Below are 20,174 nucleotides of genomic sequence, written 5' to 3'. Positions count from 1 at the left end.
CGCCAGTGGGGACTGGTGGACAGACGCCATGCGGGGCCCACGCCGGGTTCGACAGCCCGCAGGACAGCGTCTATGTCCCTCCTACATGGCTCCCGCTCCGCGAGAAGTCCTGCTGTTCACCCTGGAAGGTCAGCGCTACGGCCTCCCCATGGAGGACGTGCGAGAGCTGATTCGCGCCGTGCGCCTGACGCCCCTGCCAAGCGCCCCCGATGTCGTCGAGGGCCTGCTCAACCTGCACGGCCAGTTGCTCCCCGTGCTGGACCTGCGCCGCCGCTTCCGCCACCCGGCCCGCCCCCTGTCCGCGTTCGACCACATCATCATCGCCCAGGCGGGTTCGCGACAGGTCGCCCTGCGCGTGGACCGCGCCGAGGGTCTGCGAGTGCTCGCACCGGGCGAATGGGACGAGACGCCGCGCGAGCTGCCCGGCGTGGGCTATGTGGCTGGCGCCGCGAAGCTGGAGGACGGACTGGTGCTGGTCCATGACCTGCGCGGCTTTCTCTCCGAAGCCGAAGCGCTGGAGCTGGACGCGGCGCTCGCCGCTCCGCCGGAGCGTGCGTGAGACAAGGGCCGTGGAGCCATGAGGGCTTCCCCGCCGTGCTCGCCCTCGTCGAGGAGCGCGCGGGCCTCGCCCCTCCGAGCTGCCCCGCCTCCGCCGAGGAAGGCATCTCCCGCGCCATGGCCCGCGCCGGCCTGAGTGACTTCGACGAGTACCGCGCGCGAATCGCCACCGACTCCGCCGCGATGGATGACCTCCTCACCGAGCTCACCATCGGCGAGACGTACTTCTTCCGCACCCCCGAGCACTTCGAGTTCCTCCGCCGCGTCGTGCTGCCCGAGCTCCGCGAACGGCATGGCCCGGACTACACCGTGAAGATGTGGAGCGCGGCCTGCTCCTCCGGCGAAGAGCCCTATTCGATGGCGGCCCTGCTGATGAACGAGGGCTGGAGCGAACACATGGCGGTGTATGCCACCGATGTGTCTCGCACCGCGCTGGCTCGGGCGCGCCGCGCGCACTATGGCGAATGGTCCCTCCGGGGCCCGTGGGCCGAGCGGATGCGCGTCCACCTGCGGCCCGAGGGTCGGCAGTACGTCCTGGCTCCCGAGGTGAAGCAGCGCGTGCGGTTCAGCTACCTGAACCTCGCGCTCGATACATGGCCTTCGCCCGAGTCGGGCATCTGGAAGCTGGACGTCATCTTCTGTCGCAACGTCCTCATCTACTTCAACGGCTCCACCATCGAGGCGGTGGCTCGCCGCCTCCATGCGTCGCTGGGTGAAAGTGGCGTGCTCTTCACCGGGCCCTCGGACCCGCCGCTCGGGGGGCTCGCTCCGCTGGAGCCCGTCCTCACCGAGTGGGGCGTGCTCTACCGACGCCTCCCGCCCGGCACCACCGTGGCCGTCCCTGATGCGTCGCCATTCGGTGACCGGGGACGGATGACGTCGCCTCCCGGCGGCGCGGCCTCCGAGGAGGTGGGTGTTCCATACGGAGTCGGTGCGCGCACCGCGATGGAGAGCGGTGCCGCGGGCCAGGCGCGCTTCGCCACGGGAGTTCCCGTGGGAGGCCACACCAGCGCGCCGGGCTCGGGCTCGGCTTCCGGGCGCGGCCCGGGCACACCTGGCTTCGCTCCAGGCGTGGGCACGGCTTCGGGCGGTGGCATGAGCGCGCCAGGCTTGGGCACGGCCTCGGGCGGTGGCACGAGCGCGCCGGGCTTCGCTCCTCGTTCGGGCACGGCTGGAAGCAACGCTCGCGGCCCCAGCCCCTCCGAGCTCGCCGTGGCTCGCCGCGCTTTGGACAGGGGTGACTGGCGCGAGGCCGCGCTTCGCCTGGGCGCGCTGGATGCCGACGCCGACACGGCCACCGCCGCCGTGCGCTCCATCGCGAACCTGGACGCTCAAGCCGCCATCTACGCGAGCGCAGAGGCCGCCTCCCGCCATCCGCTGGTCCCCGGCCTGCGCTACCTGGAAGCCCTGCTCCTGCTAGGCCAGGGACGCCTGCCCGACGCCGAGCGCTCCGTCCGTCAGGCCCTCTACCTGGAGCCCACCCTCGCCGTGGCGTGGCTCGTCCTCGGACGCGTGCTGCGTCGACTCGGCGACACCGAGGGCGCGCTCAAGGCCCTGCGCGAAGCAGAAGCCCTCTGTAATGCCCTTCCTCCCGACGCGCCCCTCCCACTCGCGGAGGGTGAACTCGCCCGGGACCTTGCTCGCGCCGCACGCGACGAGCGCCTCCGCATGGAGCTCTCCCTCACTGAAGGCAAGACACCCTGATGGCTGGCCCCCAAGGAATGAACTGGGAAACCCTCCGCGCGCGACTCGCCGAGCTCGCCGCCTCCCGCGAGGCCGAAGGCGCCCTCACCCCCGAAGCGGAGGCCGCGCTGCTCGACGAGCGCGCCCGCGCGCTGAGCCGCCCCCCCACCCCCGAGGTCGCCCCGGGCACCCTGCGCGAGGTGGTGCGCTTTCGCGCCGCCGGCCAGACGTACGCCCTGGAGTCCCGCTTCGTGCTGGAGGTCGTCCGCAACGTGGACGTGGTGCCGCTGCCCGGCGCGCCTCCGACGCTGCGCGGGCTCACCCTGCTCCACGGCGAGGTCCTCCCCGTAGTGGAGCTGGCACCGCTGTTCGGCCACCCCCCGATGGACAGCTCGGGGCCCGTGCTGGTGCTGGGAACGAACCGGCCGGAGCTGGGCGTGCGCACCGAAGAAGTCCACGAGGTCACCCAGGTGTCGAGTCAGGACCTGCTGCCCGCCCCCGCGGGCCCCACCGGCGAGCTGGTGTTCGCGGCGGACAAGGCGGGAACACTCATGCTGGAGGGCGAGGCACTGCTGGGTGACAGTCGCCTCGTGTTCGATTTGTCCGACGAAGGAGTCGTATGAACATCGGGAACCGCATCACGATCGGCTTCGGACTGTCGTTGATGGTGTTGCTCGTCCTGGCGGCCGTCGCCTTCCAGGGCGCACGTCAGCTGAACGAGACCACCGAGGGGCTGCTCAAGGCCCACGAGAACTTCCGCCTGGTCCGCGAGGTGCGCGCCCTGCTCATCGACGCGGAGACGGGCCAGCGCGGCTTCCTGCTCACGGGCGAGGACCCGTACCTGGAGCCCTACCAGGCGGCCCTCGCCTCGCTCCAGCAGGACATCAACATGCTGCGCGACGCGATGGCCCCCTATCCCGAGCAGCGCAACCGCATGGTGCGCCTGGAGCCGCTCGTGACGGGCCGCCTGGCCCTGCTCGACGAGGGCATCCGCCAGCGCCGTGAGAAGGGCCTGGAGGGCTCGCTGGTCATCGTCCGGAACAACCGGGGCAGACAGTTGATGGACCAGATTCGCGACCTCATCAACGAGATGCTCGCGGAGGAGCAGGAGCGCTGGGCCGAGCACTCCGAGGCCGCCGAGGCCGCCGCGCGACAAATCATGTGGGTGCTGGGCATCTGCACCGTCCTGGGCCTGCTCATCGTCTCCGTAGGCAGCTACCTCGTCACCCGCAGCATCACCGTCCCGCTGCGCAAGCTCATGGTGGGCGCCGAGCAGCTGGGCCAGGGCAACCTCACCCATCGCATCGACATCAAGGGACAGGACGAGGCGGCGGAGCTGGCGCGCGCCTTCAACAACATGGCCGAGCGCCGCCAGCAGTCCGAGGCGCAAATCGCCAAACAGTCCGAGCAGCGCGAGCACACGCTGCGCACCGTGGCGGAGTTCGTCAATCAGCTCGCGGGCGCCAGCTCCGAAATCCTGGCCAGCACCACGGAGCAGGTGGCGGGCGCGCAGGAGCAGGGCAGCGCGGTGACGGAGACGGTGAGCACCATCGAGGAAATCACCAAGACGTCCGAGGAGGCCGCCGGCCGCGCGCGCAACGTCAGCGAGTCCGCCCGTCACGCCGAGGAGGTGGGCCGCAGCGGGAGGCGCTCCGTGGAGGAGGCCGTCTCCTCCATGGGCACCGTGCGCGAGCAGGTGGAGTCCATCGCCTCGCGCATCCTCGCCCTCGCCGAGCAGGCGCAGGCCATTGGCGACATCATCACCACCGTCAATGACATCTCCGAGCAGACGCACATGCTCGCGCTCAATGCCTCCATCGAGGCCAGCCGCGCCGGGGAGAACGGCCGGGGCTTCGCCGTGGTCGCCGCCGAGGTGAAGGCGCTGGCGGACCAGTCCAAGAAGGCCACCGGGCAGGTGCGTCAGATTCTGGGACAAATCCAGAAGGCCACGCACGGCGCGGTGATGACCACCGAGGAGGGCACCAAGAGCGTGGCGACCACCACGCGCATCGTCGCGGAGGCGGGCTCCACCATCCAGACGCTGTCGGACCTCTTGGCCCAGGCGTCGCTCACCGCCGCGCAGATCGCGGCCTCCGCCAACCAGCAGGCCACCGGCATCGCCCAGATTCGCCAGGCGATGCATGACGTCAACCAGGCCACCCAGCAGGGCCTGATGTCCTCGCGCCAGACGGAGCGGGCCATGCAGGACATCAACGCCATGGGCCAGAAGCTCAAGAACCTGCTCGAAGAGTACGGGCGCTGATGGACCGCGACAGGCTCGCCCAGGCATTGCTGGCCACGTTCCTCGAGGAGCTCGAGGGGCACGTGGCCTCGCTCAACCGGGACCTGCTCGCGCTGGAGCGGGAGCAGGGCACGTCGCGCGCCGCCGAGCGCGTGGCGTCGCTCCTGCGCACGCTGCACAGCGTGAAGGGCGCCGCGCGCGCGGCCAGCGCCATGCTGGTGGAGACGGCGTGTCACCGGCTGGAGGAGGTGCTGGAGCCGCTGCGCGACGGGCGCACCGCGGCGCCGGAGCTGTACGAGCTGTGCTTCTCCACCGTGGACGCGCTGGACGACGCGGGACGGCGACTCGCCACCAAGCAGGAGCTGACCGGCTCTCCGCTGGAGAAGCTGCTGCCGGACCTGGAGCGCGCGGCGGGCCCCATCGACTCGGCGCCTCGTCCGACCGCCTCCTCCGACCCGGCTCGCACGGAGGGAACCCGGACGCCGGAGCCCCCTCGCACGACGAAGACCTCCCCCCCGGAGCCCGCTCGCCCGGCCGAGCCCTCCGCGCCGGAGTACGCGCCCTCCGGCCCCGCGCAGGAGGCGACGCTGCCGGTGCGGGTGTCCGCGCAGAAGCTGGACGCGCTGCTGTCGCGCAGCGGGGAGCTTCGGGTCGCCTCGCTGCGGCTCGAGGGGCGCACGGAGACGCTGGAGGGCGTGCGCGAGGAGCTGGCGCGCATGCGCGAGGCGGTGCAGGGCACGGAGGCCGAGGGCGCGCTGCGCAGGGCCGAGAAGGAGCTGGCGCGGGTGACGCGCGAGCTGGCCTCGGACCAGCGGACCTTGAGTGGCGTGGCCACCGGCATGGACGACGAGGTCCGCCGCGCGCGCACCCTGCCCTTCATGGAGGGCTGCGAGGGCCTGGTGCGCGCCGCGCGCGACGTGGCCCGCTCCGAGGGCAAGAAGGCGCGACTGGAGGTGAACGGCGGCGCGCTGGAGCTGGACCGCTCGCTGCTCCAGTCCCTGCGCGAGCCCATGCTCCACCTGGTGCGCAACGCGGTGGCCCACGGACTGGAGTCCGCCGAGGAGCGCGTCCGCGCGGGCAAGCCCGAGGAGGGCCGCGTCACGCTGTCGGCCCGCCTGCGCGGCAGCCGCGTGGAGGTGACGGTGGAGGACGACGGGCGCGGGCTGGACCTGGGAGCGCTGCGCGCCCGCGCGCAGGCCCGGGGACTCGACGTGCCCGAGGACGACGAGGACGCCGCGCGCCTCGCCTTCCACTCCGGACTGTCCACCTCCACTCGCGTCACCGAGGTCGCCGGCCGGGGCGTGGGCCTGGACGTGGTGCGCACGGAAGTCGAGGCGATGCGCGGCACGGTGGAGGTGGCCACCTGGCCCGGGAAGGGCGCGCGCTTCACGCTGGACGTGCCCCTCACGCTGAGCACCCTGCGCGTGCTGCTGGTGTCCGCGGGAGGGCAGACGCTCGCGCTGGCCATCGAAGGCGTGGCGCGGCTGGTGCGGCTGGCGCCCGAGGAGGTGCGCGACGTGGAGGGCCGCCCGACGTGGGTGGCCCCGGACGCGCTGGTGCCCCTGGCCGCGCTGGCGGACGTGCTGGGGCTGCCTCCGGGTCCTCCGCGTCAGCGCCGGGGCGCGGTGGTGCTCGCGGCCGGCACCGCGCGGGCCGCGCTGGTGGTGGATGAAGTCCTGGAGGAGCAGGAGGCGCTCGTCCGGGCGCTCGGTCCCCGCGTGCGCCGCGCGCGCCATGTGTCCGCGGCGGCGGTGCTGCCGGACGGGCGGCTGTCGCTCCTGCTCAACCCCGTCTCGCTGGTGCGGGCCGCGGGAGGGCGTCCCTCCACGGCGCTGTTCCCCGCCCCGGCCACCCAGCGGGCGCGCCGGCGCGTGGTGCTGGCGGACGACTCGCCCACCACCCGCGCGCTGGAGCAGAGCATCCTGGAGGGCGCGGGCTATGACGTGGTGCCCTGCTCCGACGGGGCCGAGGCCTGGGAGCGGCTGCAGGCGGGCGGCGCCGACGCGCTGGTGCTGGACGTGGAGATGCCGCGCATGGACGGCATCGCCCTCACCGAGGCCGTGCGTGCCTCCCCGCGCTTCGCGCGGCTGCCGGTGGTGCTCGTCACCGCCCGGGGCCGCCCGGAGGACAAGGCGCGCGGGCTTCAAGCTGGCGCCAGTGCCTATCTTGTGAAAAGCGCCTTCGACCCCACGAGCCTGCTGGAGACCTTGAGACGACTGCTATGAGGACCGAACCGTTGCGCATCGTGGTGGCGGAGGACTCGCCCACCGCCCGCAGGCTGCTGGTGGAGATCCTCCGCGCCGACCCGGCGCTGAGCGTGGTGGGAGAAGCCAAGGACGGCGTGGAGGCGGTGGAGCTCACCCAGCGCCTGCGGCCCCATCTGGTGACGATGGATATCCAGATGCCGCGCATGGATGGCCTGGAGGCCACCCGTCGCATCATGACGGAGGTGCCCACGCCCGTCGTCGTCGTCTCCACGCTGGTGGAGCGCGACATCCAGACGTCCATGGCCGCGCTGCGGGCCGGCGCGCTCGCGGTGCTCCAGAAGCCCCTGGGCCCGGAGACTCCGGACTTCGACGCGGACAGCCGCCGCCTGCGCGACACCCTCAAGGCCATGGCCGAGGTGAAGGTCGTGCGTCGCTGGCCGGACCGGAGCACCCCGCAGGCCCTGCCCGTGCCCAAGCCCGCGCCCCGCGCGCAGACGTCACGGCCGGCGGTGGTGGCCCTGGCCGCGTCCACGGGGGGACCGGCCGCGCTGTTCCGGCTCCTGTCGGAGCTGCCCGCGGACTTCCCCGTGCCACTGCTGGTGGTGCAGCACATCGCGCTCGGCTTCGGACAGGGCCTGGCGTCCTGGCTGGCCACGGCCGGCCCGCTGCCGGTGCGGGTGGCGGAGGAGGGTGAGCTGCTCCTGCCAGGGCACGTCTACCTGGCGCCAGATGACCGGCACCTGGGCGTCCAGGACGGCCGGGCCCAGGTGTCCAAGGCGGCGCCCGTCAACGGCTTCCGTCCATCCGCGACGTGGCTGTTCCGCTCGGTGGCGCGCGCGCACGGCTCCGAAGCGCTGGCCGTCATCCTCACCGGCATGGGGCAGGACGGCCTGGAGGGGGCCCGGGAGCTGCGAGAGGTCGGCGGCCGGGTGCTGGCCCAGGACGAGGAGTCCTCCGTCGTCTTCGGCATGCCGGGCGTCGTGGTGAGCGCGGGCCTGGCGGACGAGGTCGTCTCCCTGTCCGCCCTGCCTTCCCGGGTGTTGCTCACCGTCCGGGCAGACACGCAGCCAGGGTGAGACACATTATCCAGTATTGAATCCTTGAGCGGAGCCCGCCTGTCCCGGAATGGCCTTGGGGGTGGGCGATGTCAATATCCCGTCAGCCCTCCCCATCTCGATGAGTACCCACCTGCCTTCCTTCCTCAGCGCCTTCACGGCGCTTCCCGACCCGGCCTATGTGCTGGATGCCACGGGCCGCATCCTGGCGTGCAGCACGTCGGGGGCGCGGGCGTTCGGCCAGGGGCCGGAGGGGCTGGCGGGCCGGCACTGGGGAGAGCTGGGCGTGCCCCTGGAGGACGCCGCGCGGCTGGAGGCGGCGCGGGTCCAGGCCTCGAATCGCGGCGACGCCATCACCGTGGAGCTGCCATGGCCGGTGGACGCGGGGCTGCGCCGCCACGCCCTGGTACTCACGCCGCTGCCTCCCGAGAACGGCGCCGCCAGCACCGTGCTGGTGACGGCGAGGCCGCTCACGGAGGCGGAGGCCGTGTACTCGCGCGCGCTGGAGCTGGAGCAGCTGGCGCGCGCCGAAGTCGAGCAGGCCGAGCGCCGCCGCTCGTTCCTGTATCAGGCGATGACGACGCTGTTCACCCACCCGCCCGACCCGCACGGCATGTACACGCTGCTGGCGCACCTGGCGGTGCCAGACCTGGCGGACTGGTGTCTGGTGGACGCGCTGGAGCAGGGCCCCTTCGTGTCCCGCGTGGCGGTGGCGTGCCTGGACCCGACGCAGCAGGAGCGCGCGAGCGCGCTGCCCCAGCGCATCGAGAAGCGCGACGACGCGCCGGTGGGCCTGTTGCGCGTGCTGCGCACCGGGGAGTCGGAGCTGGTGCCCGCGGTGACGGACTCGCTGTTGCGCGCGGCGGCGGCGGAGCCCGCGCACCCCACCCTGCTGCGCGCGCTCCAGGCGCGCTCGTACATGATCATCCCGCTGCGAGCGCGCGGGAACACGCTGGGCGCCGTGACGTTCGTGTCGTCGGGCTCCGGGCGGCGGTATGGGCCGGATGACCTGGCGCTGGCGGAGGACCTGTGCCTGCGCGCCAGCCTGGCCATCGACAACGCGCGGCTGGTGGGCGAGTCGCGCCGGGCCGCGCGGGCGCGCGAGGACCTGCTGGCCGTCGTCTCGCACGACTTGAAGAACCCGCTGGGCGTGGTGCAGCTGGGCGCGGCGCTGCTGCTGCGCGGTCCGGGCGCGCGGCCGGGGGGGGAAATCGTCACGAAGCAGGCCACGCGCATCCAGGACGCGACGGACCGCATGTCGCGCCTCATCTCCGACCTGCTGGACTGGGGCCGGCTGGAGGCGGGCGGGCTGCCGCTGGAGCTGGGCGAGCACTCGGTGGCGGGGCTCGTCGCGGAGGCGATGGAGTCCATCCGTCCCCTGGCCGAGGCCAAGGGGCTGCACCTGCACCCCCAGCCCCCGCCCGAGGATGTGCGCACGCGGTGCGACCGGACGCGCGTGCTGCAGGTGATGGGCAACCTCCTGGGCAACGCGGTGAAGTTCACGCCGGCGGGAGGAGATTTGGACGTGGGGGCGGCCGTGCGCAACGGCGAGGTGTGCTTCCACGTGAAGGACACGGGCGCCGGCATCGACGCGGAGGCGCTGCCGCACATCTTCGACCGGTACTGGCAGGCGCGCGACGCGGCCAGCCGGGGCACGGGCCTGGGGCTCGCCATCGCCAAGGGGCTCGTCGAGGCCCACGGCGGCAGCATCCAGGCCCGGAGCACGCCGGGCAAGGGAAGCACCTTCTCCTTCACGCTGCCCCTGTCCTCCGCCACCCACTCCACCCGCACGTCGTCGCGCGTGGACGCCTGAGTTTCTCCGGGGACAGGTAGAGTCCTCCCCGGACATGGTCACCACGGAGCCGCTCCCCACCGCCTTCCTGCTCGCTGTCTGCGGCGCCCTGCTCGCGCTCAGCGTGCTGTTCAGTCGCGCCTCCGGCCGCTTCGGCATTCCCGTGGCGCTGCTGTTCCTGGGCGTGGGCATGGCGGCGGGCTCGGACGGGCCCGGTGGCATCGACTTCGACAACTACGGCTTCGCCTTCCGGCTGGGCACGGTGGCGCTGGTCCTCATCCTCTTCGACGGCGGCCTCAACACGCCGCTGGCGGCCATCCACTCCGCGCTGCGCCCGGCGGCGGCGCTGGCCACGGTGGGCGTGGTGGCCACGGCCGCGCTGATGGGCGCGGCGGCGCACTACTTCTTCGGCTTCGGGTGGACACAGGCGCTGCTTCTGGGCGCCATCGTCTCCTCCACGGACGCGGCGGCCGTCTTCTCCGTGCTGCGCGGCAGCGGGCTGCACCTGAAGCGGCGGGTGGGCACCACGCTGGAGCTGGAGTCGGGGCTCAACGACCCCATGGCCGTCATCCTCACCACCGGGCTGACGCACACCCTGGCGAGCGGGAAGCCGCCGGGGTGGGAGCTGGCGTGGGAGGCGTTGGTGCAGATGGTGGTGGGGGCCGGCCTGGGACTGGCCATGGGCTGGGGGGCGCGGCTGCTCCTCAAGCGGCTGCGGCTGCGCGTGGCGGGGCTGTACCCGGTGATGACGCTGGCGCTGGCGCTCCTGGCCTTCGGCCTGCCCACGCTCCTGAATGGCAGCGGCTTCCTGGCCGTGTACATCGTCGGCATCGCCCTGGGCAACGAGACCATCCGCTATCGCACGGGCCTGTTGCGCGTGCACGACGCGCTGGCGTGGCTGTCCCAGGTGCTGATGTTCCTGGTGCTGGGGTTGCTGGTGTATCCGCGCAACCTGGTGGAGGTGGCATGGGTGGGCCTGGGCCTGGGCCTCATCCTGGCCTTCCTGGCGCGGCCGCTGGCGGTGCTGCTGTGCCTGCTGCCCTTCCGGTTTCCGGTGGGCGAAATCGTCTACACGGGCTGGGTGGGGCTGCGCGGCGCGGTGCCCATCATCCTGGCCACCTTCCCGGTGTTGTCCGGCACGCCGGGCTCGCGAGACATCTTCAACATCGTGTTCTTCATCGTCGTGGTGAACGGGCTGGTGCCCGGCGCCACGGTGCCGTGGGTGACGCGCAAGCTGGGCCTGGCCGCCAACGTGCCCGAGCCGCCCCAGGCCGTGCTCGAAATCGCCTCCACCCAGCTCCTCAAGGGCGAGGTCAGCTCGTTCTACATCGACAAGGCGTCCGCCGTGGCTGGCGAGCGGCTGGCGGACCTGCCCTTTCCCCCGGGCTCCTCCGCGATGCTCCTGGTGCGGGGCCAGGAGCTCGTCGCCCCCAAGGGCGACACCGTGTTCCAGCAGGGGGACCACGTGTATGTCATCAGCCATACCGAGGACCTGTCCCTGCTGCGGCTACTCTTCGGCCAGCAGGAGGACGAGTAGCTCCGGCCTTGGCTTTCCGTTGCCCGGGTATGGCCCCGCCATTAGCTTGGGCGGACGATGCGGGTGTCGACAGTCCTGGAGCGTGAGTCGATTCAGGTGCTGGACTTCCGGTGCGACGCCGGCCCCGAGGACGCGCCCTTCGTCGAGCAGCACCGCGCCTTCTCCGTGGCCTATGTGCGCAAGGGCACCTTCTGCTACCGCACGCGCGGCGAGGCCTTCGAGCTGGTCGCCGGCTCGCTGCTGATTGGCCACCCCGGGGACGAGTACATGTGCTCGCACGAGCACCTCCGAGGCGATGAGTGCCTGTCCTTCAAGCTGGCCCCGGCGCTGCTGGAGTCGATGGGGCTGTCGCCCCGTGCCTGGCGGAGCGGCGGGGTGCCTCCCCTGCCGGAGCTGATGGTGCTCGGGGAGCTGGCCCAGGCCACCGCCGAGGGCGCGAGTGACTTGGGGATGGACGAGGTGGGGCTGGTGTTCGCGGCCCGCTTCGCCGAGGTCATCACCGGACGCGAGGACAAGGCCCCGTCGGCGCGGCCCGTGGACCGGCGGCGCGTGGTGGAGACGGCGCTGTGGCTGGATGCGCACTCGGGCGAGGACATCGACCTGGAGGGCGCGGCGAGGGAGGCGGGGCTCAGCGCGTTCCACTTCCTGCGGCTCTTCTCGAAGGTCGTCGGCGTGACGCCGCACCAGTACGTGCTGCGCTCCCGCCTGCGCCATGCCGCGCGCCTGCTCGCGGATGACTCGCGCTCCATCACCGACGTGGCCTTCGACGTGGGCTTCGGCGACCTCTCCAACTTCGTGCGCACCTTCCACCGCGCCGCGGGCGTGTCTCCTGGACGCTTCCGTCAGGCGGCCCGGGGCGAGCGCAATTTCCTCCAAGAGCGACTCGGGCTCCGCCCCGTACGGTGACGGCCTCTCTCACACAGAGGTCATCGTGTTCGACCACATCGGCTTGAAGGTGAAGGACCTGGACGCCAGCGTGCGCTTCTACACCGCCGCGCTCGCGCCCCTGGGGTTTGGATTGTGCTCGCGGGACGACTCCAGCGCGGGCTTCGGCCCTCCGGGTGAGCCCGCGCTGTGGCTCTACCCCACCCAAGGCGCGACGGGGCCCGGCGGCCACCTGGCGTTCCGCGCCTCGCAGCACACAGCCGTGGACCGCTTCCACGCCGGCGGACTGGAGGCCGGCGGCAGTGACAATGGGAAGCCGGGCGTGCGCGCCGACTACAGCCCCACGTACTACGCCGCGTTCCTGAAGGACCCCGACGGCAACAACGTCGAGGCCGTCTGCCTGAAGTGACTTGGGGCGTGACGCTCCCGGCGCGGACGGGCCGGGAGCGTTTCACGGCGCACTACTGCCGCAGCATCTCGTTGAGATACAGCGTGAAGCCCGCGGAGCTCCCACCGAGCGCGACGACGGGGCCGTTCGCGTCACCCGCGGGCACCTCCACCTTCGCCGTCATCTCCCAGGAGCGGTTCTTGGTGTCCGGTCCGGCGAACTCCTGGATGCGCACGGCGCCCTCGTAATACGTCATGCGCTCGCGCTCCGCGTAGAGCCCCGCGCGGCCCAGCGCGCGCATCTGGAAGCGGTCATCCAGCGGCAGCACCTGGTAGCGCCCCGCCTCCGCCCACCACAGGCCCACCAGCTCGATGAGCTTCTTCACCATCGGGTCGCTGAGGTTGGCGCGGTCCCTGCCCTTCATCAGGTCATTGGACTCGGTGGGGTCGTCGACGACGTTGTAGAGTTCCCAGTGGTCCTCGTCGAAGCTCCACCGCGCCTTGTTCTCCCACGGCTTGCGCCCGTGGTACGTCACGACCTTCCAGCCGTCGTGGTACAGGCCCCGGTTGCCGAGCATCTCGAAGTACTGGGTGACGTGGTTGGTCGGCGCCGTCGCATCGTTGAACGAGTAGTTCATCGGGAAGCCCTCGACGGAGGCCTGCTGCACCGAGTTGATAAAGCGCGGTGCCTCCACGCCAATCGCCTCCAGAATCGTCGGGACGATATCGATGCAGTGGTGGTACTGCGTGCGCAGCTCGCCCTTTGCCTCGATGCCGCGAGGCCAGTGGACGATGAGCGGGTTTCGCACGCCGCCGAAGTGCGTGTACTGCTTGCAGAGCTGGAACGGCGTGTTGCCCGCCATGGCCCAGCCCACCGGGTAGTGGTTGTACGAGCCGGGCTGGCCGAACTGGTCGATGCGCGCCACGTTCCGAGCCACCGTCTCCTGGACGCTGTTCGCGATGGACTGCTCGTTGAACAGGCCCGTCAGGGTGCCCTCGCCAGAGGAGCCGTTGTCCCCGATGAAGACGAACACCAGGGTGTTGTCGAGCTGCCCCGTGCGCTCCAGGAACTCCATCAGCCGGCCGAGCTGCGCGTCGGCGTGCTCGATGAAGCCCGCGTACAATTCCGCCATGCGCGCGAAGAGGCGCTTCTCGTCGGCGGAGAGCGAGTCCCACTTCTGCACGCCCTCCAGCATGGGCGCGAGCTTCGCGTGCTCGGGGATGATGCCCAGCTTCTTCTGTTGGGCCAGCACCTTCTCGCGGTAGGCGTCCCAGCCCAGGTCGAACTGGCCCTTGTACTTGTCCGCCCACTCGGGCGCGACGTGGTGGGGCGCGTGCGCGCACCCCAGTGCGAGCCACGTCAGCCACGGCTTCTCCGGGTCCGCGGAGTGGTGCTGCGAAATCCAGCTCATGGCCCGGTCCACCAGGTCCGCGGACAGGTGGTAGCCCTCCTCGGGCGTGGCGGGCGCGTCGACGGCCTCGCGGTCCAGGAAGAGCTTCGGCTCCCACTGGTCGCAGTCACCGCCGAGGAAGCCATAGAAGCGGTCGAAGCCGAAGACGGAGCCCGTGGGCCAGCGGTCATAGGGCCCCGCGATGGTCGTCTCTTCGGACGGCGTGTTGTGCCACTTGCCGATGCAGTAGCTGGTGTAGCCGTGTTGATGGAGCATGGCGGGGATGCCCGCCTTGTCCTGCGGCTGACGGCCGTTGTAGCCAGGGAAGCCCGTGGCCAGCTCGGTGATGTTGGCCATGCCCACGGAGTGGTGGTTGCGGCCCGTGACGAGACAGGAGCGCGTGGGTGAGCACAGCGCCGTGGTGGTGAAGTGCGTGTAGCGCAGGCCCTGCTGGGCCAGCTTCATCAGCGTGGGCGTGCGAATCATGCCGCCGAGCTCGCGAATCGTCCTGTCCAGTTCGTCCGCCCTGGCCGAGAGCAGCTTCCGGTCCAGGCGCAGGCGTCCGTCCGGCGCGAACATGCGCGCGATGTCCTCCAGTGAGAAGCCGGCGGCGCGCCCCAGGGCGATGAGCGCCAGTCGCTCCAGGACGTCGGGAGCGAACAGTCGGCGCAGGCCGCGCCTGCCAGTGGAGGACAGCAGGCCCTTGGCCTCGTAGAACCGGAGTGTCGAGGCGGGAACGCCGGACCGCCGCGCCACCTCCGTGATGTCCAGGTCTCTCACCCGCTTGACCTCAAGTCGACTTGAACTGGCACAGTTGAGCTTCCGCTGCCTGAAGGCAAGTCGAAGGAGACACGTATGAGTGCCACGAACGCGCCCGAGAACGAGCAGACGAAGATGTGGAACGGCACCTCCGGGAACGCCTGGGTCGACCTGCGGGAGGTGCTCGATGGGATGTTCAAGCCGTTCGAGGACCTGCTCGTCGCGGCGGTGTCCCCGGACTCCGGAGGCCGGGTGCTGGACATCGGCTGTGGCACGGGCGCCACCACGCTCGCTGTCGCACGGCACCTGGGAGCACATGGCCGCTGTGTCGGCATCGATATTTCGGAGCCGATGCTCGCCGTCGCCCGGGCGCGGGCAGAGCAGGACGGAACACCGGCGCGCTTCATCCACGCCGACCCGCAGCGCCACGCGTTCGAGCCCGCGAGCTTCGATGTGCTCATCTCGCGCTTCGGGGTGATGTTCTTCGACGACCCGGTCCGGGCCTTCACGAACCTGCGCGGGGCCGTGAGGGACGGCGGCACGGTGAGGTTCATCGCCTGGCGGAGTGCCTCGGAGAATCCGTTCATGACCACGGCCGAGCGCGCGGCCGCGCCGCTGTTGCCGAACCTCCCCGCTCGGAAAACGGAGGGACCGGGGCAGTTCGCGTTCGCGGACCCGAGCCGCGTCCAAGCCATTCTGGAACAGAGCGGCTGGACCGATGTCGAGCTCCGGCCCATCGACGTGAACTGCGCCTTCCCTGAGAAGGACCTGGTCCGCTACCTGAGTAGGCTCGGTCCCGTGGGCTCGTTCCTTCAAGGGGCGGATGAGCAGACTCGCACGCGGGTCCTCGACGCGGTGCGCGCGGCCTTCGACACCTTCGTGCAGGGGGAGGAGATCCGCTTCACCGCGGCCTGCTGGTGGATTTCCGCGCGGGCGCCGGCCGCGTCATCGGGCATCAACCGAAGCCGGTGACACCGCTACGACCTGTGCAGGGTATGAGCCCATGCACTGACGTCGTCAAGCTTCGCACAACTGGCTTCAGCTCCGGCCTCCGCCAGACTTCTCCACACTGGACCCAGAGGCCTTGGAAGGACTAGACAGATGGGTGCATTCGGATGGAGGGGAGCGCTTATGGAAATGGGAGAAGTCATCTCGCAGGCATCCGCCCATGACCCGGAGAAATGCCCATTCTGTCCCGCGACGAAGGACGAGGACTTCGTCAGTCATCCTGGTGCGAAGGCCACCGGTACGGTTCTCGGGAAAATCATGGTGGCTCCGGACGAACTCCCGTCACAGCAGGGGGGAGCGAGGCCCAAGGATGGAGGGGAGCAGCGGCAGGCGAAATCCAAGGCACAGCCCAGGCCGTCGCCTCCGTTATCACATCCGGAATTCGGTCCCTATTCGTACGAAGCCCACCACCTCATCCCTGGCAAGCAACGCCTGCTCAAGTCGGAAGGCGACGCAAAGGTGATGGACGGACACTCCATCGAGAGATGGATACGCAAAGGGAAAGCCATCAAGAAGGACACGGGGTACTCCATCAACAACTCAGACAATGGTGCCTGGCTCGCATCCGCTCCGGAGAACGTCAAGAAGCTCCGTGGCCGCACCCCGGAGCGCCCCTGGGAGCGTGATGCACATCCCAGTCCCCACCCCGACGCGCTGACGCAGTTGGAGAAGAACGAGATTGCCGACTTCGCCATGAAGACGGAGGGCCAGTTCCATTACGGGAAGCATGCCATCACCGATGAGGAAGGCTCCGCTGAGAGCTACCCGAATGTCGTGTCCAAGCGCCTGACCGAACTCGACAATCGAATCGTGGCCTGGTCGAAGGTGTGCTCTCTTTGCGAGGCGAAGCCATCGAAACCTCCCTATGACCCCGCCTGGCGGGTCAATGAGATGCTGGACCTCATCTCCGGATGGATTCGCAACGAGATTCAACTGTCGAGTCCCGCGTCCTGGACGTACTTCATTTCGGCACACGCCATGCGGCGGAGCCAGGCACTCAAATCCAAGAAGATTCGTTCATTGTAATCCGAGGAAGCGCGCATGTTCTTCCGACTCGAACCCGATATCTACGCGACCGCCGGCCTCAGGGAAGACCCTCCTCTTCCGGGGTTTGGCACCACGTTCCTGGGGGGAGCGCGAATCACAGAGCCGCTTCCGCGCCCTCTCGTCTTCGAGTCGAACTTCACTCAGACCAACCCGCCCAAGGCCTTTCTTGGAGCATCCATTCCGGTGTGGTCCGCCGACCTCGTGGAGCTCCTCAGGCGGATTGGCGTGGACAACTTCGAGTGCTTCGAGGCGACCATCCAGGGAAAGGGGGCAGGTGCGCAATGGCGTGGATATTTCGCCATCAACGTCCTCGGCCTGGTGGCGGCAGCGGACATGTCGAAGTCGAAGTATACCGAAATCATGAGTTCTCCAGGCGGGACGCCCTTCGCTGGCTTCACTGAACTCGTGGTGGATGGGAAGAAGGCGCGCCCCTTCGACTTGTTCCGGCTGGCTGAGAACATGGGGACACTCCTCGCGAGTGAGCGTGTCATTGACGCCCTTCAGGACAACCCCCGGAAGGGCGGCTGGGGAATCTCCGCCATCGAGGTCGAGGAGTCCTGAACAGGCTGGTGCCCGGATTCAACCTCCGCGTGCTTCTCCTAGAAGCACCGCGGCTCGGCTCTCCCGGTCCGAAGAGGCCCACACGAGGATGGGTCCTGCCCGGTAGCCTTTGTCGAGCCCCAGGGCCGCGAGGCCCGACATCATGGGGCCGAGTGCGGCGCCAAGGTCTCCCATGCACTCGATGGGGTGCTCGAGGTGCAGGTGATCCTCGAAGTGTTGGCTGTGGCGCAGATGCGCGACACCCCACTCCTTGGCCCAGAAGTTCTCGCCGTTGAAGCTGGCATACACGCTGCGAACCCTTGGCCTGTGCGCCTGGCTGGCAGCGAAAAGCCGACCCAGTGCTCGGGCAAGCCCCTCTCCCCGGTAGGGCTCCTGGCTGTAGAGATGCCCCGGTTCCTTGTCCTGGCCGAGCGCCAGCAACCGCGCCAGGGGAGCGCATTTCCGTCGCCGCGCCTCCCTGGATGTTCCGAGGCACAGGAAGGCCGCCCCTTCTCCTGGAATGAACCCCTCGAGCGCGCCTTCCACGAGGAGCCGGCCCTCCATTTCCAAGGCTCCGAGCAAGCCGAGGTCCAGGTAGGTGTCCACACCTCCCACGAGCACCGTGCGGAAGCGTCCTTCGCGCAGGGCCTGACAAGCGCTCTCCATGGCGACCAGTCCCCCAGCTCTTCCCAGAGGGAAGACGCGGCTCTGGGACAGGTCGAACTTCACGCCGGACTGCACGGACAGGTGTTCGAGGAAGGAAGCACCGATGGGCCCCTCCGGGTTCGGCGTCTCGGGCAGAGCCAGGAACAGAGGTGGAGCGTCACCGTCAGGACACGCCTCCTGGAGCGCTCGCGTCGCCAGCCGGAGCATGCGCCGGTAGCGGGACGTCAGCGGGCGCTCATCGAACCGGAGTCCCTTGGTCAGCGGTGGCAGGTATTCGTCTTCCAGGAAGGCCGCGCGCAAGGGCTGAAGTCTGCTGTCCTGGATGGAGGAAAGCTTCACGCGGGAGATGCCCGCCCGCGCAGCCGCCGCCGAGGCTCCGGCAGTGAGGCCTACGGGCGTGGTCATTCCAATGGACAGGATGTCTGCAATCTCGTTCATGGAATTCCGCCTCTCCTGCCCCAAGTGGGCAGCAGTGTGAATCCCAGCCACACCGCCCCACCTTCCAGATGACAGGGTTCAACACCGGGCTCTTTCTTAGCAGGCATTCCGGGCGTTTTGTCTGACAACCGATGCAATGGTAGCGTATTGCCTGAAGCACACCCTTGCCAACGAACCGGGACTCATGGCCTCGCCAATGCCCACGCAGCTGGGGAGTGGTCTTGTCGAAGAAGAAGCGGATGAGTGTATCTGGGAGGGTCGTGAGGGCCGCATCGTCGGAATGGACGAACAAGGGCAGCCTCTCGTGGATTTCATCGGCAACACGCAGGGGCCCAGAATCGCTCGCAAGACGATTCCACTCGATTCGAGCGCGGTGCGTGCCTCCATCGAAAGCGGAAGGCGGGTCGAGCTGCGCTTCGAGGATGGAGATGCCCAGCTCCCCATCATCGTTTCGTTGGGGACTCCCCCCGCTTCACTTGCCCCACCAGCGACCACGGACCTGACCTCTTCGGTTCATGTCATCGAAGGTGAGGATGAGCTGGTCTTTCAGTGCGGCAAGGCGAGCATCACGTTGCGGCGCAACGGCAAGATCATCATCAAGGGAACCTATGTCGAGACGCAGTCCGAAGGTGTGAATCGCATCAAGGGTGGGTCGATCCAGCTCGGATGAGCACGCAACCATGCGATACATGAAGGACGTATTCGAGGAGCATCTCGACGAGGCGACCTGGTTATGGGGGCGATGGGAGCGAGCCTTGCTTGCGCCGGACCATGACCTCTCGGAGCTGGCGGAGCTGGAAGTCCGGCTGCTGGCTCACTTGGAGGGGCTGGCGGAAGGCGGGGAGGAAGTGGCGGCAGCCCTTCTCCATCCTGGTCTGGATTCCGAGGAGGACTGGCGCGCAAGCGTCGTGGCCTACGCCTTGTTGGTCAAGGCAGTCCCCGAAGGCGTGCTGGCCCTGGTGCGAGGTGCGAGCCTGGCCCAGCGCCCCGCCGTGCGGAGAGCCTTGGAGCTCTGCGACCAGTCACGACTCGGGAACGTCCTGCAGCCACTGCTGTCCTCGGACGACCTGGACGTGACCGCCACGGCGTTGGAGGTGCTCGTCGCCCGAAACGACATCGAGGACTTCCAGTTGGTGCCATTCCTCACCAGCGACGACTCACGGGTCCGTATCGCCGCCATGAAGGGAATCCGCAACCTGTCGGATTCAACTCCCCGAAAAGCACTCACGCACGCCCTTGTCTCCGCTCATCCGGACATTCGCGATGCAGCCATCGAGTGGGGATTGGCGATGGGGGTTCGCGATGCATGGGCTGCCTGCCAGAAAGCCGTGGAGAAGGGGGACGACCACGCCCATGAGCCCATGGTCCTCTGGGCGCTGGGGAGTGAAGAGACGGAGCTGGCGCTGCTGCTCTCGCTACTGCATGTGCCCGAAAGGCGCATGGAAGCGCTATGGGCACTCGGGTTCAGTGGACGACTTGCCGCCGCGGACGCCTGCCTGGAATGGATGGAGGATTCGAATCTGAAGGTGGCCCGGCTCGCGGGAGAGGCTTTTTGCGCCATCTCAGGGCTGCGACTGGAAGGAACATATGTCGTGCCCCCGAAGGAGGCCCTGGAAGAACCCATTCCCTTGAACCAGGAGGACCTTGATGCGGATTTCGTGCCGCGACCCGAGGACGAACTTCCCGTGCCGGATGTCGAAGCCGTCGCCCGCTGGTGGCATGCGACCCGTGCGAACCTCGACGGGAGAACTCGTTATTTGAGGGGGCAACCCTTCCAGGCAGGTGTGCTCCTCGAAGCATTGGAGCAAGGCCCCTTGCGACGTCGGCACGTGCTGGCGCGAGCATTGGATTTACGCACCCGCCGAAGACTCTTCATCCCAACTCGAGCCTGGACGCGCATCCAGTACACCGCGTTGACACAGGCAAAGGCCGCGGCGCTTCCCCTTGGCCGCCTCGAATGGAGATGAACCTCGGGTCGA

General features: G+C 69.4%; 17 protein-coding genes. 15 read left to right on the top strand and 2 right to left on the bottom strand.

Features of this window, described 5'->3' with window-relative positions; all coding sequences use genetic code 11:
- Positions 1-85: 85 nt before the first annotated feature.
- From LZ199_RS34915 to LZ199_RS34870, 10 genes are all read left to right on the top strand, one after another.
- On the top strand, positions 86-559 hold the full coding sequence (locus tag LZ199_RS34915; RefSeq protein ID WP_253998098.1) for a chemotaxis protein CheW: 474 nt from the start codon (positions 86-88) through the stop codon (positions 557-559).
- On the top strand, positions 556-2,262 hold the full coding sequence (locus LZ199_RS34910) for a CheR family methyltransferase (RefSeq protein ID WP_253998097.1): 1,707 nt from the start codon (positions 556-558) through the stop codon (positions 2,260-2,262). Before LZ199_RS34915 ends, LZ199_RS34910 begins: the two co-directional genes overlap by 4 nt.
- A gap of 17 nt (positions 2,263-2,279) precedes the next feature.
- Positions 2,280-2,864, top strand: coding sequence for a chemotaxis protein CheW (locus LZ199_RS34905; protein ID WP_253998096.1), 585 nt, complete (start codon positions 2,280-2,282; stop codon positions 2,862-2,864).
- Complete coding sequence (locus LZ199_RS34900; protein WP_253998095.1) at positions 2,861-4,504, top strand: methyl-accepting chemotaxis protein; 1,644 nt, start codon at positions 2,861-2,863, stop codon at positions 4,502-4,504. Before LZ199_RS34905 ends, LZ199_RS34900 begins: the two co-directional genes overlap by 4 nt.
- Positions 4,504-6,708 (top strand): hybrid sensor histidine kinase/response regulator, encoded by a 2,205-nt coding sequence (locus LZ199_RS34895; protein WP_253998094.1) that lies wholly within the window; start codon positions 4,504-4,506, stop codon positions 6,706-6,708. The genes LZ199_RS34900 and LZ199_RS34895 overlap by 1 nt, the downstream gene beginning before the upstream one ends.
- The gene (gene cheB, locus LZ199_RS34890; protein ID WP_253998093.1) at positions 6,705-7,766 is read left to right on the top strand and encodes a chemotaxis-specific protein-glutamate methyltransferase CheB; all 1,062 of its coding nucleotides are present in this window, start codon (positions 6,705-6,707) and stop codon (positions 7,764-7,766) included. Before LZ199_RS34895 ends, cheB begins: the two co-directional genes overlap by 4 nt.
- 100 nt (positions 7,767-7,866) lie before the next feature.
- On the top strand, positions 7,867-9,558 hold the full coding sequence (locus LZ199_RS34885) for an ATP-binding protein (RefSeq protein WP_253998092.1): 1,692 nt from the start codon (positions 7,867-7,869) through the stop codon (positions 9,556-9,558).
- Positions 9,559-9,592: 34 nt separating this feature from the next.
- Positions 9,593-11,074 carry a potassium/proton antiporter gene (locus tag LZ199_RS34880; protein WP_253998091.1) on the top strand — a complete coding sequence of 494 codons (1,482 nt, stop codon included), beginning with the start codon at positions 9,593-9,595 and terminating at the stop codon, positions 11,072-11,074.
- 57 nt (positions 11,075-11,131) lie between these two features.
- The gene (locus LZ199_RS34875; RefSeq protein WP_253998090.1) at positions 11,132-11,980 is read left to right on the top strand and encodes a helix-turn-helix transcriptional regulator; all 849 of its coding nucleotides are present in this window, start codon (positions 11,132-11,134) and stop codon (positions 11,978-11,980) included.
- Between the two features lie 25 nt (positions 11,981-12,005).
- A complete protein-coding gene (locus LZ199_RS34870) occupies positions 12,006-12,368 on the top strand; it encodes a VOC family protein (protein WP_253998089.1) in 363 nt (120 codons plus the stop codon).
- Positions 12,369-12,420: 52 nt separating this feature from the next.
- Here the strand turns inward: LZ199_RS34870 and LZ199_RS34865 are convergent, their stop codons facing one another.
- Entirely contained in the window at positions 12,421-14,517 is a 2,097-nt protein-coding gene (locus tag LZ199_RS34865) for a sulfatase-like hydrolase/transferase (RefSeq protein WP_253998088.1), read from the bottom strand.
- A gap of 75 nt (positions 14,518-14,592) precedes the next feature.
- Between LZ199_RS34865 and LZ199_RS34860 the strand changes: the two genes are divergently transcribed.
- From LZ199_RS34860 to LZ199_RS34850, 3 genes are all read left to right on the top strand, one after another.
- A complete protein-coding gene (locus LZ199_RS34860) occupies positions 14,593-15,468 on the top strand; it encodes a class I SAM-dependent methyltransferase (RefSeq protein WP_253998087.1) in 876 nt (291 codons plus the stop codon).
- A gap of 159 nt (positions 15,469-15,627) precedes the next feature.
- Positions 15,628-16,530 (top strand): AHH domain-containing protein, encoded by a 903-nt coding sequence (locus LZ199_RS34855; protein WP_253998086.1) that lies wholly within the window; start codon positions 15,628-15,630, stop codon positions 16,528-16,530.
- A gap of 15 nt (positions 16,531-16,545) precedes the next feature.
- A complete protein-coding gene (locus LZ199_RS34850; protein ID WP_253998085.1) occupies positions 16,546-17,112 on the top strand; it encodes an imm11 family protein in 567 nt (188 codons plus the stop codon).
- Between the two features lie 18 nt (positions 17,113-17,130).
- Here the strand turns inward: LZ199_RS34850 and LZ199_RS34845 are convergent, their stop codons facing one another.
- Positions 17,131-18,195: a beta-ketoacyl synthase N-terminal-like domain-containing protein gene (locus LZ199_RS34845; RefSeq protein ID WP_253998084.1), complete on the bottom strand. Its 1,065-nt coding sequence runs from the start codon at positions 18,193-18,195 to the stop codon at positions 17,131-17,133.
- 184 nt (positions 18,196-18,379) lie between these two features.
- Here LZ199_RS34845 and LZ199_RS34840 point away from each other — a divergent pair, with 184 nt between their 5' ends.
- Positions 18,380-18,865 carry a DUF6484 domain-containing protein gene (locus tag LZ199_RS34840; protein WP_253998083.1) on the top strand — a complete coding sequence of 162 codons (486 nt, stop codon included), beginning with the start codon at positions 18,380-18,382 and terminating at the stop codon, positions 18,863-18,865.
- A 10-nt stretch (positions 18,866-18,875) separates the two neighbouring features.
- Positions 18,876-20,162: a TIGR02270 family protein gene (locus tag LZ199_RS34835; RefSeq protein ID WP_253998082.1), complete on the top strand. Its 1,287-nt coding sequence runs from the start codon at positions 18,876-18,878 to the stop codon at positions 20,160-20,162.
- Positions 20,163-20,174: the final 12 nt, after the last annotated feature.

The organism is Myxococcus qinghaiensis (assembly GCF_024198215.1).
In the GTDB taxonomy this organism is placed as follows: Bacteria; Myxococcota; Myxococcia; order Myxococcales; family Myxococcaceae; genus Myxococcus; species Myxococcus qinghaiensis.
This window is presented reverse-complemented; position numbering and strand designations above follow the sequence as displayed.